We start from the raw sequence: 16,775 nt of genomic DNA, 5'->3' as shown, positions 1-16,775 counted from the left end.
GATCATTATGTCGCTGAATGAAGTGCATATTTCAAGTTTGGTGGTACATACCCACCCGCAACATCTCGCGAGCGTCAAGACTGCGATCGAGCAGTTTCGATAACGCCGAAATATACGGGGACAGCCCGGAAGGCAAAATTGTAGTGGTTCTCGAGACCGAAAATCAGGGTTTCGTGACCGATACCATTGATGCCATTAACAATTTACCGAATGTACTCAGCGCAGTACTGGTCTACCACCAGATCGAAACGGATCTGGACGCACTGGATCAGAGTTCATTCACAACCGAATCAGAACAACCACAATCCCAATTTAAGGGTGACGTATGAAAATGACAAGACGTGCGTTTGTAAAAGCAAACGCAGCTGCTTCTGCTGCTGCAGTGGCAGGTATTACACTGCCAGCTACTGCCACCAATCTGATCGCCAGTTCAGACCAAACTAAGATCACCTGGGACAAAGCGCCTTGTCGTTTTTGCGGAACCGGTTGTTCGGTCCTGGTCGGGACTCAGAATGGCCGTATCGTGGCTACTCAGGGAGACCCGGAAGCACCGGTCAATAAAGGGCTTAACTGTATCAAAGGCTATTTTCTGTCGAAAATCATGTATGGCAAAGATCGTCTGACACAACCGTTACTACGAATGAAAGACGGCGCATACAGTAAAGACGGTGACTTTACGCCAGTGTCCTGGGATCAGGCATTTGATGTTATGGCTGAAAAATGGAAAGCCTCACTGAAAGCGAAAGGACCAACCAGCGTCGGCATGTTTGGCTCCGGCCAATGGACCGTGATGGAAGGCTACGCTGCGGCCAAAATGATGAAAGCCGGCTTCCGTTCGAATAACATCGACCCGAACGCCCGCCACTGTATGGCTTCAGCTGTAGGCGGCTTTATGCGTACTTTCGGCATCGATGAGCCTATGGGCTGCTACGATGACTTTGAAAATGCAGACGTGTTTGTGCTGTGGGGTTCTAACATGGCCGAGATGCACCCGGTTCTGTGGACCCGCATTACTGATCGTCGCCTCAGTCATCCGCATGTGAAAGTGAACGTACTATCGACTTACTACCATCGTTCGTTTGAACTGGCCGATCACGGCTATATATTCCATCCGCAGTCTGATCTCGCCATTGCTAACTTCATTGCCAACTACATCATTCAAAATGATGCGGTGAACTGGGATTTCGTCAACAAACACACTCACTTCAAACAAGCCACCACGGACATCGGCTATGGCTTGCGTGATAATCACCCGTTACAACAAAAGGCGAAGAACGCTAACTCAGGCGCGATGAGTGATATCAGTTTTGAGCAATACAAACAGTCCGTGGCCGAGTACACCGCCGAGAAAGCATCTGAGATGTCTGGCGTCAGCGTTGAAAAACTGATCACGCTGGCGAAACAATATGCAGACCCGAATACCAAAGTAATGTCACTCTGGACCATGGGCATGAACCAGCATACCCGGGGTGTTTGGATGCAAAGTCTGGTCTACAACCTGCACTTGCTGACCGGTAAAATTTCAACTCCGGGCAACAGCCCGTTTTCGCTGACCGGACAACCTTCAGCCTGTGGTACCGCTCGTGAAGTAGGCACGTTTGCCCACCGCCTGCCGGCGGACATGGTGGTTGCGAATCCGCAACACCGTGCCATCGCGGAAAAAATCTGGAAACTGCCGCAAGGAACCATACCGCCCAAACCCGGTTTTCATGCCGTGCTGCAGGATCGCATGCTCAATGACGGGGTACTTAACTGTTATTGGGTACAGTGCAATAACAACATGCAAGCTGGTCCTAATATCAATAGCGAACGTCTGCCCGGCTACCGTAATCCGGATAACTTTATCGTGGTTTCAGACCCTTATCCGACAGTCACTGCTCAGGCCGCTGATTTGATTTTGCCAACAGCGATGTGGGTAGAGAAAGAAGGGGCATACGGCAACGCAGAACGCCGTACTCAGGCTTGGTACCAACAGGTGTCTACCGTCGGTGAAGCCAAGTCAGATCTGTGGCAGGTAATGGAATTTTCCAAACGCTTCAAGATGGAAGATATCTGGCCGGAAGAGTTACTGGCTCAAGCACCCGAATACCGTGGTAAAACCATGTATGACATGTTGTTCCGCAATGGTCAGGTCGACAAATTCGCGATCGAAGAAGCCCGCGAACTCAATGACGACGCGCACCATTTCGGCTTTTATGTCCAGAAAGGCCTGTTTGAAGAGTATGCCACGTTTGGCCGCGGCCACGGCCATGATTTAGCACCGTATGATATCTATCATCAGGTACGTGGTCTGCGTTGGCCGGTTGTTGATGGGAAAGAAACACTATGGCGCTTCAAAGAAGGTTCTGACCCTTATGCCAAACCAGGCAGCGGCTGGGATTTCTACGGTAAACCGGATGGTAAAGCGCTGATCATTTCTGCCCCGTACGAAGCGCCGCCTGAAGTGCCGGATGCGGAGTTTGACTTATGGCTGTGCACCGGCCGTGTGCTGGAGCACTGGCACACCGGCACCATGACCCGCAGGGTACCCGAGCTGTACAAAGCTTTTCCGGATGCCGTCTGTTTTATGCACCATGAAGATGCCAAATCACGTGGTCTGCGCCGTGGTGACGAAGTTGTGATCAGCAATAAACGCGGTGAAGTACGTGCCAGAGTTGAAACTCGTGGCCGTAATAAACCGCCGCAAGGTTTGGTATTCGTACCTTTCTTCGATGCACGCATTCTGATCAACAAACTGATTCTGGATGCAACGGACCCGCTGTCCAAACAGACAGACTTTAAAAAATGTCCGGTTAAGATCACCAAAGTGGCCTGAACCCATTAAGACAGGCGTAAGCCATCAACAGAATGTGGCGGGCTGCACTCTCGCAGCCCGCTCAAAGAATCAAGCCATTGGGCGGAGAATGTAAAATGAAAAAACTACTCATGGTACTCATGACACTCTGTACGCTGATTGCAGGTATAGCGCAGGCAGAACTGGATAATCCGGGTGGAGTTGGCGGACTGGAATCATTACGTGGCAGCACGCTACTGGAAGATACCCGTGCTGCGGACAACATGAAGAAGTACCCGCGTGAACATACTCTGGAGAGTAATTATGTCTATCAGCCGCCGCTGATCCCACATAACATTCGTAACTATGAAGTTTCACTCAATGCCAATAAATGTCTGGCATGTCATAGCTGGAAAAACGCCAAAGAAATGGGCGCAACCAAAATCAGTGTGACTCACTTTGTTAACCGTGAAGATGCTGTCCTGGCAGATGTATCGCCACGACGTTACTTCTGCCTGCAATGCCATGTTTCCTCAGGCTGATGCACAACCTTTGGTAGAAAACGAGTTTGAAAGCGTCGACTCACTCCGCTAACCAAACCTGGTATTAATTTGAGAGGCAATGTATGAAATTACTCAAAGCGTTTTGGCAGCGGTTAAAAAGTCCGAGTAAAGCCGCGGTTGGCGTAGTGCTGTTTATGGGCTTTGCCGGTGGTCTTCTGTTCTGGGGGGCATTCAATACCGGGATGGAAGCGACGAACTCAGAAGCTTTCTGCTCCGGATGTCATGCTCCTATCGTGGCTGAAATCCAGGAAACCATACACTATTCTAACCGTTCCGGTGTACGGGCTATCTGTTCGGACTGTCACGTACCGCATGAATGGACAGATAAGATAGTGCGTAAAGTCCAGGCATCAAAAGAACTGTTTTCCCACTTTATCGGCACCATAGATACACCGGAAAAATTCCAGGCCCGGCGGGCTCACCTGGCGGAACGGGAATGGGCGCGGCTGAAAAAGAACGATTCACTGGAATGTCGTAACTGCCATCAGTTTGAATATATGGATTTTTCTGAGCAAAGCGAACGCAGTGCTCTGCAGCACTCAACCGCACTGGCTTCAGGAGAAAAAACCTGTGTCGATTGCCACAAAGGCATAGCCCATAACCTGCCGGATATGCACGGCGTTGAAGGTTGGCAGTAAGGAGTACAACCCATGAGTACATTAGAATCTGTTATCTGGCATGTCCTGGGCTATAGCGCCATGCCGGTCATTATTCTGGGTGGCTTCGCGGCCGTCGCAGTGGTATGTGTGTGGTTACTGTCAGTAACCAAAGACAAAGACGCGTAACAACACGCATTCCTGACTTTGCAGCAGCACTGCCAAAGCAGAAGAACTTCTTAATCAAGAGAACCGCGTAATCAACAGAACCGTGTAATCAAGAGATCCGAAGAGCAAAAACCGGTGACTTTGCTCTCCCTCGGAGATACAAAACCGGCGCAATGCGCCGGTTTTTTTGCACTCGGGCAATCATGCAGGAAAACTCAGCGATTGCCGTCTCAGCCAGATTCACCCGCCAGTCAAAAAAAGCGCCATGATGGTGAGTCATGGCGCTTAACAGATAAGAAAATTTATTCAGCATCAACAACCGGCAGTACCTGTTTAACATACTGTCCAGGCGCCACGTCGATAACCGGATACTCATCGTTACCAATTGCATACGGCGCTACTTTCTCTTTGTTGCTGAACGTTTGCAGCCACGCATCCCAGTGTTTCCACCATGAACCTTCGGTACGCTGTGCACTTTCCAGCCACTCTTCAGCGGTTTCTTCCAGTGTATCGTTAGTCCAGAAGCCATATTTGTTTTTGTCCGGATGGTTAACAATACCGGCAATATGACCTGACTCACCCAGTACAAACACCTTATTGCCACCCGTTTTTAACGCGCCGCGATAAGTTCCCTGCCAAAGAGCAATGTGGTCCTCTTTTGCCGAGATAAAGTAGCTCGGGATCTTGATTTTATCTAAATCAATCCACACGCCACCGACTTTCACGCCTTTGTCCTGTACCAGTTTGTTCTCCAGATACAGTTCACGCAGCATAAAGTTGTGAGTTGAAGCTGCAACGTTGGTGCTGTCGCTGTTCCAGTACAGTAAGTCGAAATCGACCGGACTGCTGCCTTTCAGGTAATTGTCGACATAGTAGTTCCAGTACAGGCTGTTTCTCACGCAACAGGCTGAAGGTCACACTGAGTGAACGACCGTCCATATAACCTTTAGCGTTGTTTTGCATTTCAATGGCACTGATGATGGTGTCATTGATGTATGCGCCCACTTCGCCAGGTTGCGAGAAATCAAGCAAGGTCGTGAAAAAGCTCGCTGATTTGATGCGCTTTTTCATTCGCTTCGCTGCATAGTACGCAATCGTTGTCGCCAGAACCGTACCACCAATACAGTACCCCACTGCATTAATTTGTTCCTGGCCAGTGATAGATTCAACCGCAGTCACGGCTTTCACTACCCCATCCAACACATAGTTTTCGAAATTCACATCAGCCTGAGCCTGACCCGGGTTACGCCAGGACATCATAAACACAGTATGTCCCTGTTCCACCAGCCAACGCACCAGTGAGTTCTTCTCACGCAGGTCAAGAATGTAATACTTGTTGATGAAAGGCGGTACGATCAGTAACGGCGTCGAGTTGACCGTTTCTGTCATCGATTTGTATTGAATCAGCTCGAACAGATCATTTTTAAATACCACTTCACCCGGTGTATTAGCGATGTCTTCACCAACTCGGAACGCGTTGTTATTGGTCATGCGAATTTTAAGAATGTCGGCACTGGACTCAACGTCTTCCTTCAGCAGCTCCATTCCTTTCAGCAGGTTCTCACCATTCTGTTCGATGGTCAGTTTCAGCAGTTCTGGGTTAGTCGCGATGAAATTACTCGGAGACAACGCATTAATTGACTGGCGAGCAAAAAACAGGATGCGTTCCTTGGTCTTCTCATCCAGCCCTTCCACCGAGTTGATCGTGTCCAGATAATTCTTGCTGTACAGCAGGTAAGATTGCTTAATAAAGCTGAAAAATGGATCCGTTTTCCAGGTTTCGTCTGCGAAACGCTTATCACCCTGCTCGCTTTCGACCACCTGTTTTTGGTTACCTTCCAAAACAACGTTTCTGCCAGATTTTCAGCTGTTGCTCCCACCACTCAGTTTGCAATTGCAAAACCGCCGCAGGTTGATGCGCTGCTTTCTCAAACAGCTGCGTCGTGTCATCCCAGTTGACTTCCTGCAACGCTTTATTAAGGGGGGTATTCATGACCTCCTTGTTGACTTCGAAATCCCGCCACCAGCGATGGTTGGCCTCCTGCAGTTTCACAAGGTAGTCTGTAAAGGCATGTTGAAACATAAACTTACTCCTTAAAACAGAAAAAACGCCGCCCGTAGGCGGCGCAAAGCACAGTGTTACGCAGGAGTCACTGACTTAAGATTTTCTGAAGCAAGTTTGTCGATGTCTTCTTTAAATTCTTTGGCAACTGATTGCAGCTTGGTGCTGTCATCCATCATTTGTTGAGACAGCTTAGTCAGAACACCCAGTTGTTGAGAGCTGAACGCTGTCATAGATGCCACGTCTTTAACATCGCTGGCTGCTTTCATTTGCGCCAGACCCAGCTCGCTGTAAGTGCGAATTGAGTTCAGTTGTAGTTCAGTCAGAACTTCAACGTTTTTAGCAACCAGTTTGTTGAACTTCACATAAGGTTCTAATGTTTTTTCAGTTTGATCCGTGAAAGTTTTGAAAAAATCCGTATACATATTGTATCTCCTAGTGAATGAAATAAATTCTCAATTTGCTCTAAAACTTTTGCACTGCCTTTCAAACCGCCGAGTTATCCAAGATAAGTCGTTATCTTAGGAGTTACTTAGCTGCTTTAATAACCACTGCAGTTCCCATGCCACCACCGACACACAGTGAGGCCACGCCGTAATCCTGACCACGACGTTTAAGTTCATGAATCAACGTAACCATAATGCGGTTGCCAGAGGCGCCCAGAGGATGCCCCAGAGCGATAGCGCCGCCATTCACGTTAGCCTTATCGAGAATCGATTCCGGCGTCACGTTATGTTCAGCACATAATCCGTGCACAACGCCCAGTGCTTGTGCAGCGAACGCTTCGTTGAGCTCAAACAATTCAACCTGATCAATGTCAAGTTCCGCTTTTTCCAGTGCTTGCGTAACCGCATTCACCGGTCCCAGACCCATCACACTCGGGTCAATACCGGTTTGGGCATATCCGATAATTTCCGCCAGAGGCGTTAAACCATAAGCTTCAACGGCGGACTGAGAAGCAACGATGATGGCACTGGCACCATCATTAATACCGGAAGCGTTACCTGCCGTAACCGTACCTTCCTTGTTGAAGGCCGGACGAAGTGACTGCAGACGCTCCAGAGTCGTACCCGATTTGGGGTATTCATCCACAGAGAAAGTCACCGTTTCGCGGCGCTGCTTCACTTCAATCGGTACGATTTCGTCGTTGAACTTGCCGGCTTCAATCGCGGCAACCGCTTTCTGTTGGCTGCTCAGAGCAAAACTGTCCTGATCTTCCCGTGATAACTCAAACTGAGCCGCAATATTCTCGGCCGTGACACCCATGTGGTATTGATTGAATACATCGGTCAGGCCGTCGGCGATAAGCAAATCTTTCATTTCAAAGTTGCCCATCTTGTTGCCGTCACGCAGCGAAACTCGGAGAGGCAAAAGGAATTTGCGACATCACTTCTACGCCGGCCGCCACAACCACTGAGGCGTCACCTGCACGAATGTGAGCCACGGCATCCATCACCGCTTTCATGCCGCTACCACACACCATGTTAACGCCATACGCAGGTACTGATTCGGGAATACCCGCATATAATGCAGCCTGACGACCGACGCCCATGCCCTGACCTGCACTGATTACGTTACCCATAATCACTTCGTCCACCTGAGCCGGGTCCACGTTGCCTGCCAGCAAAGCACCTTTCACCACTTCTGCCGCCAGCTTACCGGCAGGTACGTCTTTCAATGAGCCGCCAAAGGCGCCAATCGGGCTACGTTTAGCCGCAACAATAAATACTTTTTCCATCCTGCATACTCCCTTACTGCATGTATAAGCCGCCGTTGACCGACAGAGTCTCGCCCGTGATATATGCACCGGCATCGCTGGCTAAAAAGCTCACTGCGGCAGCAATCTCTTCCGGCTTAGCCAGACGTTGCATCGGAACTTGTTGAACAATTGAGTCCAGCACTTCCTGACGCATCTGCTCAACCATTGGCGTCAGGGTATAGCCTGGTGCGATAACGTTTACCGTCACTCCGCTACGTGCACCTTCAGCGGCAAGCGCTTTAGAGAAACCAATCATGCCGGCTTTAGCGGCAGAATAGTTGGTCTGACCAAACTGGCCTTTCAGACCGTTCACCGATGAAATATTAATAACGCGGCCACCACCTTTCTCGCACATTGCGGCGAACAGTGGCTGAGTAACGTTGAATACACTGTTTAGGTTGGTTTCAATCACATCTTTCCATGCTGAGGCCGTCATCTTCTTGAACACGCCGTCACGGGTGATTCCCGCGTTGTTGACGATGACATCCACGGTGCCTTCTTCTTCAAGTAGTTTTTCGAGACGCTCTGCACACTGCTCGGTGTCAGTCACATCTAGCTCAAACAGACGAACCTGCTCTTCGGTGAATTGTTTTTCCTTAAACCAATCCATCGCACACTCATGTGCGCCAGTGTAATAAGTTGCTACGACACGGTAACCGTCAGCTACCAGCGCAGAAGAGATAGCGGAACCAATTCCACCTTTAGACCCAGTGATCAACGCGACTTTTTTCATTTATGACTCCATTCAAAAGAGTTAGCAGGTTTTAAGCTTTTTCATCCATAATTTCAGCCAGAGCTAAACCATTATCGATAATTTAATCTTTTATTCCTTTGCAAAGGATTTTTCGTGTGCTCCTTATTTAAATTAAACCTACTTTGTGACAATTCAAATCAAAGTAGTTCCTTTTGTAATATTTTTGACTGACATCTCACAGACGGTGAAATGTTAATTATTTGTTATTAATAATATAAGACATTGAATTTAAACAATTTACTCAGATAACAACCTTTACAGTCATTGCATAAGCTATTGATTGATAAGCATTTCATGCAATGAATTTACGTTACATCAATCTGGATAAATATCAATAAGTTACCGGGAACATTAATTTATAGATTTTTTGCGCACCAATTTATGACAGGACCATTGCACTTTTATGGTGAAAGGGATAATATTTACGCACTTTCTTGGTGATTCATACAAGAAATTAATTTAAACATTAGCAATTAATTAAATATTGGATATTAAAACTTTCAGTTATTATTAAATGATAAGTTAAATTATGTTTTAAATATAAAGAGAATATCTTAGGCATTAATGATATTTAAATTACCCGCCAATCTATTGGTCAGACCTCACTCTATCTCAATGTATAATAACAACTAAATTAGTATAAGCTAATGATAAAATGGAAGTTCCCTGCCTGAAGTAAGGCAAGTATCAGGCGAATTTATGAATAACAAGCACAGAAAGAACATATTCAAACCACAGCCTAAGCTCGATTCAAACAAACACAGATAATTACCCACATTCGTCAATATGGTGTTCACGCATGGTATTGGTGCACGTTTTGGTTGTTCATCTGCTGTAAATTTGTGCAATGCGTCGATCCGGCCAGTTCCCCTCGAAATCTGGCCAGCCTCAACGCACAAGCTGGCCAAGATGAAGACATTGATGTCTGCCCCACCCTAAGATCGGGCAAAGAACATCAAACCAGGCGTATTTCATGGCGTAGAGGGATGAGGGAATTAAATTTCAGTGCGGAACAAGGTTACAGCGTCACTTAAACTGTCACTGTAGATTACAACTGCCTGGTGATCGTAGGCTGCTCACAAAGGGATCGACAACTGAGCGGCTGCCTGGGACTAGTCGATTGAATGCTATCAATGCTATTTGGTACTATAAATGCTGTTCGGCACTATAAATCTATTGCGCGTTATAGAAGATCTCTCCGGTCTGTACATTGAGATAAATCTTATCAGCCTGACTTAAACCACCGCAGTATATGAAATACACATCGCGATTCTGAAACTTCACCGAGCGTACCCAGCCACCCAGTTCGGCAAAATCATCCGGGTCGCAAGTGCCCTCTTTCAGCAATTGATCGGTCTTTTGCAAAAAGATACTTTCAAACTCAAGCAAGTCATCTGATTTAGCGATATAAGCAGACAGGGTTTTGTTACGTTCATCTGCGGTAATGACCGGCGCCTGCTCACTGAGACCAGACAAAGGGATCCATTCGGCAATCTCAGGGCCACCTTCCTGGTAAACAAAGTACTGACTTACCCGTCCCCAGCCATCTTTCTTCTCATACAAATGCACTTTATCGCCCCGATACATCCAGCGTTCAACAAACGCGTCTTCGCTCGGAGCTTCACGTATCCCTAATTTCGGCAATTCGACGTAGTAATCCATCACCTCCGGCTTAGGCACATCAGGCTGACCAGGTTGTGATTCAGCCTCCTCGGGTGCTGGCGTATCTTTCTGTCCGGCTTTGGCCGCCTCTGCCTGCTCATGCATCGGTTGATAGTAGAACAGGTAATAACCAGCGCCGGCACCACCCAGTCCCAACAGCAACATCACAATCATCAGTATCTTTTTCATTGATGCAGAGGCTCCGTATCTTAATCAGGACAAATGTGGTACAGAGCTCATTTATCCTAATCTATACTAAATTAACACTCACTAACGACCTAACGCCATGACCGGAAAGCGAGCATGCTTATTGATTATAACGGCCGTTTTTTACATGACTTTACCGCAGCAAAGTCATGCGGTTCAGTGTACCGAACAAGAATGGAATAAAGCACTCAGTTCTCAACAAACTTTAGACCAGCGTTACAATTTACTCGCCTCCCAATACAACCTATGGCTACCTAACTTCCAACACGCGGTTTTTCTCCACCAGGAGTTCACCCAAAGTGAGCTGCAATTTCTCTGGGACAGCAATCGACATGACATTCGTACTAAAATCGCCATGCAGTTAGAAAGCGCGCAGAAAGCAAGCAGAGATGTCATCAACTTGCTGTTTTTACTTGATGAAACGCCAAAATATATCGTCATGCAGACCGACCAGTGGTTTCAACTGGGAGAGAAATGCAAAAATGAAGGGCTGATGAGCAATTACTTTTCCGCGGAGCTCTATCTGAAATCGAACCAGGAACTGAAAGGCTCGCTCGATGTGCTGCGTCGCTCTTTGCAAACGATGCAAAATTACTACGACTATGAAATTTCCGCCTTATCAGCTCTGGCTGAGATCACCTCCAGCCCAGAGCCAGACTAAGGTTTACATTGTAAATCCCGAATCTCGATTACACTGTGCAAAGATGGTTACACTAGCAAATAGGTCCCCTTATCCGCTGGTCCGGTTTTAGTTTTTAGGCGGATGGAAAAAATGAAGCCCGCGTAAACGCGGGCTTCATAGTGAAAATTAACTAACAGTTTTTTTCAAAATCTGGCTGCAAAATCTGATCAGCAGCCGTTATTCGGCCAGATACTCTCTCCAACCACCGAATGACGTAATGTCATCGGCGCCGACCATACCCACCGCCTCGCAGATAAACCCGGTGACCCAGCTGCCATCCGAAAGCTCCACTTTTCCCAGTCCGAGCGGATGTGGAATCTGGGTCAATAGCTCACCTAACGCATACTTGGGGAAAGACCACACTTCAATGTTGAGCGACTCACCATTCTCTTCGTCCCGCACCAGACCAGGTCGGTACGGAGGCCCGCCGGCCAGCGCGTACATACGGTACTTCGCCGCTGTCTGGCCCTGGCTTTTACGCACAGCGCCAACGTTGGTCAATTGATGGTTGAGTGGTAAGCCCTGCATATGCGCTCCGCATACCAGCAGATCAACCCGTTCGTCCTGTGGTAAAAACTGCCCGGTAGCCCCCAAAGGCAAACAGGTGTTACTCTGCCACAGCTCCGCCAGTTGCAGCAGGCTGCGATCACTAAACGCCGGGGCAAACAAGGTAATGCCAAACGGCATACCGGTCTCTGTGAGACCTGCCGGCATAGCCAAAGCAGTATAATCGAGCAAATTCATAAAGTTAGTGTAATAACCAAGATGACTGTTGAGCTCAATCGGATTCGCATCTACCTCAGCGATGGTATACGTACTGCCAGCGGTCGGCGTAACGACCACATCGACCTCAGCCAGCAAACGATCGCATTGCACTTTATAAGCCTGTAACTGATACATGTACTCGAAGGTGTCGGCTGCAGAATAGTTAACCGCTCCGCCAATGATAGTTTCGATCACCGGCAGACAACGCGAGCGGTCCTGTTCAAAAAACGCTCGGATTGCCGCATAACGCTCTGCAACCCAAGGGCCCTGATAAAGTAACCTGGCTGCATCAAGGAAAGGCTGCAGATCAAATTCAACCAGCTCCGCGCCCAATAATTGCAAGCGTTGCAAGGCCTGTGCGAAACTGTTGCTGATAGGCCTGGTTACCGAAAAACGCCAGCTGGTCGTCACGTGGCACACCCACTTTCAGCCCTTGATACCGGGTTGGCAATACCTGAGGCTCATCCTGCCGTGCGTAGCAATCCTGCGGATCGTATACGGCTGCGATATCAAGCAGTACCTGTATATCTCCTGCACTGCGAGCAAAGAACGTCACACAGTCGAGCGTGCGGCAGGCCGGTACAACACCGCTGCAACTAAGCAGGCCTTTGGTCGGCTTGAGACCGACGATGTTGTTAAATGCCGCCGGAACACGACCGGATCCGGCCGTATCAGTACCCAGCGAGAAATAAACCTGATTAAGTGCCACCGTTGTGGCACTCCCCGCACTGGAGCCGCCGGAGATATACTCAGGGTCAAAGCTGTTTTTACCTGCGCCCCACGGGCTGCGCGCCCCCACCAGACCGGTGGCAAACTGATCCAGATTGGTTTTACCGAGCGGTACCGCTCCGGCTTTAATCAGTAAGTCGACCACAAATGCAGACTGCTGCGGTTGATAAGCAAAGGCTTCACAACCGGCTGTGGTCGCAAGACCGGCTAGGTCGATATTATCTTTAACGGCAAACGGAACCCCATACAAAGGTAATGCCTGGCTGTCTTGCCCTTCAAGATGACTGATGTAGGTAGCCAGCTGCCCTTCCGACAGCAATGAGATCCAGCTGTTATGCGTATCTTGTTGCGCCAGTTGCCATTGCTGGGTTAAAAAATCGCGTACTGTCAGCTCACCGCTGCGGTAAGCGCTCAGAAGTTGGTCAATCGTAATCGGAGTATTCATGCGTGGACTCCTTCAGCCGCTTGCGTATTAATAATCACTAAAGGCTGGCCGGCACTGACTTGTGCCCCCTGCTCAGCACATAATTGTTCAATCACGCCCGATTCAGACGCCACCACTTCCAGCTCCATTTTCATCGCTTCGAGGATCATGATCACCTGACCGGCCCGGACCTGATCACCGGTTTTTACCAGCGACTGCCAGATGTTACCGGCGACATGGCTTTCAACCAGAGTCTGGCCTTCATCCAGAATCAATTGAGCCTGTTCTTCTTCCTCTGCCTCTTCGACCACAAAGTTGGCCTGTCCGCTTTCAACCCAGCGCTGACGCTCGGCTTCAAATGCGGTCTGCTGACGACGTTTACAGGCATCGATTTCTTCATGATGCTCTTCAATCAGCGCCTGATAGCCAGCCAGTGAGAAAGTGGTTTCTTCTATCTTGAGCGGATATTGGCCCAGCGGATGTTTACGGCGAATCTCCAGCAGCTCTTTCGCACTCACTTCATAAAATTTAATCTGGTCAAAAAAGCGCAGTAACCATGGCTGTGAAAACTCTTTGGTCTGACGATAACGGTTCCACATCTGCAGGGTACGGCCGACAAACTGGTAGCCGCCCGGTCCTTCCATGCCATAGACACATAAATACGCGCCGCCAATACCGACTGCGTTTTCCGGCGTCCAGGTCCTGGCCGGATTGTACTTGGTGGTCACCAGGCGATGACGCGGATCCATCGGTGTGGCAACCGGAGCGCCAAGGTAAACGTCGCCCAGCCCCATCACCAGGTAGCTGGCGTCAAACACAATCTGCTTTACTTCATCGACAGAGTCGAGGCCATTGATGCGGCGGATAAATTCAATGTTGTCCGGGCACCAGGGTGCATTCTTACGCACCACTTCATCATATTTGCGAATCGCCAGACGGGTTGCTTCATCATCCCAGGAGAGCGGGATGTGCACCACGCGTGCAGGAACGGTCAGCTCATCAATATCGGTCAGCTGTGTTTCCACTTTTTCAAGGTATTGCAATAATTTAGCACGTGGCAGAATCAGGTTATCGTAATGGATCTGCAGCGAAACGAATCCCCGGAGTGAGTTCATTCACTCCGTCGATCTCCATCTCCTCCAGTTTCATCATCAGTGCGTGCACGCGAAAACGCAGGCGGATATCGAGCACTTGCGGGCCATATTCCACCAGCAGGAAGTCTTCACCACTCGGACGATAGACAACGTCCTCGCCGAATACAGCTTTGGAAAGACTTTTGATCACCGGTGATTCGAGCTTTGCCGCAGGCAGTGCCATCTCTTCAACCGTCAAAGCCTCTATGCCACTCAGTTGCGCACGCTCTGCCTGTTCGGCTTGTTCCACGGTCACCGGGATAAAGCGAATTTTGTCACCCGCCTTGAACTGGCCTGCTTTCCAAAGGTCCGCTTTGATGATGGTCGCCGGACAGACAAAACCGCCGAGACTCGGACCATCCGGTCCCAGAATCACCGGCATATCACCAGTAAAGTCGATCGTGCCGACCGCATACGCGTTATCATGAATATTGGACGGATGCAGACCCGCTTCGCCGCCATCCTGACGTGCCCAGTTCGGTTTCGGGCCAATCAGGCGCACACCGGTGCGGCTGGAGTTAAAATGCACTTTCCAGGTCGCAGAGAAAAAGGCATCAATATCTTCATCGGTGAAAAAGTCCGGCGCGCCGTGCGGGCCGTAAATCACCCGCACCTGCCATTCGGACTGCATCGCCGGCAGGATTGCAGAAACGGCTTGTGGTTGTGCCGATGTGGCAGAATCAAGTAGATGTAACACATCACCGGCAACAATTGCGCGCCCGGCGTGACCGCCAAACTGACCCAGAGTAAAGGTCGATTTGCTGCCCAGATAATCCGGACATTGCACGCCACCCGCCAGCAACAGATAGCTGCGCGCGCCTTCGCCTTTGATGTAGCCCAGTTTCAAGGTCTGACCGGCCTTGACAAAGGTAACACAACCCATGGCCACCGCTTCACCATCCAGGCTGGCATCAATCTGTGCACCGGTCAGTACGAAAGCCTGCATCTGATTGAATTTCAGCGTCGGGCCGGAAATGATCATTTCCAGGCCGGCACAAGCCTCATCATTATCAAGCAGGCGGTTACCAAGACGGAGACTGAGTGAGTCCATCGGACCGGATGGCGGAACGCCAATATGCCAGTAACCGTTACGACCCGGATAATCCTGAATCGTGGTTTGCGTGCCGCCGCTGATAACATCAACGGAAGCTGGCTGATAGTGAAAATCATTGAGGGAACGGGTCAGCACTTCACCACTTTGCACTACAGGTGATTCAATCAACTGGCTCAGATAACTCTGGTTATGTTCGATGCCGTACACTGAAACCTTGCCTAACGCCGCGCTCATTTTCGCCAGCGCTGCCGGGCGCGACTCTGCCGTCACGATGATTTTCGCCAGCATAGGATCAAAAAATGGTGACACTTCCACCCCGGCTTCAATCCAGTGTTCAATGCGTACGCCCTCACTTTGCGGCCATTCAACATGGCTCAGCAAACCAGCGCAAGGCTGAAAATTCTTGTTGGCATCTTCGGCATACAGGCGCACCTGGATTGAATGGCCGTGTGGCACTCTGGGTGCCAGCAGCTCTTCAGTTGGCAAATCCTGCGCGCCGAGGCGAATCATCCACTCCACCAGATCGACGCCAAACACCTGCTCGGTCACTCCGTGTTCCACTTGCAGACGGGTATTGACTTCCAGGAAATAGAAGGCTTCATCAGACTGGTCAAGGACAAACTCAACCGTACCGGCATTGCGGTAACTGACCTCTTTCGCCAGGCGCACCGCGGTGTCCTGCAGCGCCTGACGCGTTGCGTCGGATAAGTGAGGTGCCGGAGTTTCTTCAATTACTTTCTGATTGCGGCGCTGCGCCGAACAATCCCGTTCACCTAAAGCAACCACGTTACCTTCACCGTCACCGAAGATTTGTACTTCGATATGGCGGGCACGCTCAATAAATTTTTCGACAAACACGCCGTCATTGCTGAAGTTGTTCTCACTCAGACGCTTGACCGAATCAAACGCCGCCGCCAACGCTTGTGCGTCATGGCAGCATTGCATGCCGATACCGCCGCCGCCGGCAGTACTTTTCAGCATCACCGGATAACCGATGCGCTCGGCCTCCTGCAGTGCCTGCTGTTTATCCTGCAGCAGCCCTGTGCCCGGCAGCAGAGGCACACCCGATTTTTGGGCAATGTCACGTGCCGAGTGTTTAAGGCCAAACACATTCATTTGCTCTGGTGTCGGGCCGAGAAAAACCAGACCGTTTCTGTTCACACAGTTCAACGAAATCCGGGTTTTCACTTAAAAATCCGTAGCCGGGATGAATGGCTTGAGCGCCTGCTTGTTTGGCAATCGCAATGACTTTATTTTGATTTAGATAAGTGTCCGTTGCTGCGCCTTGGCCCAGTGAGTAGGCTTCATCGGCTTGAGTGACATGCAGACTTTGTGCGTCAGCTTCGCTGTAGACAGCCACGCTGGTGATGCCGAGTTTTTTCAGAGTGCGGATAACTCGTGTCGCGATAGCACCGCGGTTGGCAATAAGTACCTTATTAAACAT

At 49.5% G+C, this 16,775-nt stretch carries 12 protein-coding genes and 4 pseudogenes; 6 read left to right on the top strand and 10 right to left on the bottom strand.

Annotation, left to right across the window (positions count from 1 at the left end):
• Nucleotides 1-7 precede the first annotated feature (7 nt).
• The 5 genes and pseudogenes from ABDK09_01640 (at nt 8) to ABDK09_01620 (ending at nt 4,121) form a co-directional block, all read left to right on the top strand.
• Nucleotides 8-329, top strand: a pseudogene (locus ABDK09_01640) (chaperone NapD).
• Entirely contained in the window at nt 326-2,815 is a 2,490-nt protein-coding gene (napA, locus tag ABDK09_01635; GenBank protein XAW88135.1) for a periplasmic nitrate reductase subunit alpha, read from the top strand. The pseudogene ABDK09_01640 and the gene napA overlap by 4 nt, the downstream one beginning before the upstream one ends.
• A gap of 95 nt (nt 2,816-2,910) precedes the next feature.
• Nucleotides 2,911-3,367, top strand: a pseudogene (locus ABDK09_01630) (nitrate reductase cytochrome c-type subunit).
• Between the two features lie 31 nt (nt 3,368-3,398).
• Nucleotides 3,399-3,974: a NapC/NirT family cytochrome c gene (locus tag ABDK09_01625; GenBank protein ID XAW88134.1), complete on the top strand. Its 576-nt coding sequence runs from the start codon at nt 3,399-3,401 to the stop codon at nt 3,972-3,974.
• A 12-nt stretch (nt 3,975-3,986) separates the two neighbouring features.
• Nucleotides 3,987-4,121 (top strand): TIGR02808 family protein, encoded by a 135-nt coding sequence (locus ABDK09_01620; protein ID XAW88133.1) that lies wholly within the window; start codon nt 3,987-3,989, stop codon nt 4,119-4,121.
• 281 nt (nt 4,122-4,402) lie between these two features.
• Here ABDK09_01620 and ABDK09_01615 read toward each other — a convergent pair.
• The 5 genes and pseudogenes from ABDK09_01615 to ABDK09_01595 form a co-directional block, all read right to left on the bottom strand.
• Nucleotides 4,403-6,183, bottom strand: a pseudogene (locus ABDK09_01615) (class I poly(R)-hydroxyalkanoic acid synthase).
• 56 nt (nt 6,184-6,239) lie between these two features.
• A complete protein-coding gene (locus tag ABDK09_01610; GenBank protein XAW88132.1) occupies nt 6,240-6,587 on the bottom strand; it encodes a phasin family protein in 348 nt (115 codons plus the stop codon).
• Between the two features lie 103 nt (nt 6,588-6,690).
• Nucleotides 6,691-7,900 (bottom strand): annotated as a pseudogene (locus tag ABDK09_01605) (acetyl-CoA C-acetyltransferase).
• Between the two features lie 13 nt (nt 7,901-7,913).
• The gene (locus tag ABDK09_01600; GenBank protein ID XAW88131.1) at nt 7,914-8,654 is read right to left on the bottom strand and encodes an SDR family oxidoreductase; all 741 of its coding nucleotides are present in this window, start codon (nt 8,652-8,654) and stop codon (nt 7,914-7,916) included.
• Between the two features lie 1,194 nt (nt 8,655-9,848).
• Entirely contained in the window at nt 9,849-10,526 is a 678-nt protein-coding gene (locus ABDK09_01595) for a hypothetical protein (protein XAW88130.1), read from the bottom strand.
• A gap of 145 nt (nt 10,527-10,671) precedes the next feature.
• Here ABDK09_01595 and ABDK09_01590 point away from each other — a divergent pair, with 145 nt between their 5' ends.
• Nucleotides 10,672-11,205: a hypothetical protein gene (locus ABDK09_01590; GenBank protein ID XAW88129.1), complete on the top strand. Its 534-nt coding sequence runs from the start codon at nt 10,672-10,674 to the stop codon at nt 11,203-11,205.
• Nucleotides 11,206-11,403: 198 nt separating this feature from the next.
• Here ABDK09_01590 and ABDK09_01585 read toward each other — a convergent pair whose 3' ends face one another.
• The 5 genes from ABDK09_01585 to ABDK09_01565 are packed head-to-tail and all read right to left on the bottom strand — an operon-like array spanning nt 11,404 to nt 16,775.
• A complete protein-coding gene (locus ABDK09_01585; GenBank protein ID XAW88128.1) occupies nt 11,404-12,333 on the bottom strand; it encodes an amidase family protein in 930 nt (309 codons plus the stop codon).
• Entirely contained in the window at nt 12,305-13,165 is an 861-nt protein-coding gene (locus ABDK09_01580) for an amidase family protein (GenBank protein XAW88127.1), read from the bottom strand. The genes ABDK09_01585 and ABDK09_01580 overlap by 29 nt, the downstream gene beginning before the upstream one ends.
• The gene (locus tag ABDK09_01575) at nt 13,162-14,259 is read right to left on the bottom strand and encodes a carboxyltransferase domain-containing protein (protein XAW88126.1); all 1,098 of its coding nucleotides are present in this window, start codon (nt 14,257-14,259) and stop codon (nt 13,162-13,164) included. The genes ABDK09_01580 and ABDK09_01575 overlap by 4 nt, the downstream gene beginning before the upstream one ends.
• A complete protein-coding gene (locus ABDK09_01570) occupies nt 14,213-16,492 on the bottom strand; it encodes a 5-oxoprolinase/urea amidolyase family protein (protein XAW88125.1) in 2,280 nt (759 codons plus the stop codon). The genes ABDK09_01575 and ABDK09_01570 overlap by 47 nt, the downstream gene beginning before the upstream one ends.
• Complete coding sequence (locus tag ABDK09_01565; protein ID XAW88124.1) at nt 16,428-16,775, bottom strand: biotin carboxylase N-terminal domain-containing protein; 348 nt, start codon at nt 16,773-16,775, stop codon at nt 16,428-16,430. The genes ABDK09_01570 and ABDK09_01565 overlap by 65 nt, the downstream gene beginning before the upstream one ends.

The organism is Vibrio sp. CDRSL-10 TSBA, assembly GCA_039696685.1.
Classification (GTDB): domain Bacteria; phylum Pseudomonadota; class Gammaproteobacteria; order Enterobacterales; family Vibrionaceae; genus Vibrio.
Note: the sequence above shows the minus strand (reverse complement) of the source record. Positions and strands in the feature narration are given on the sequence as shown.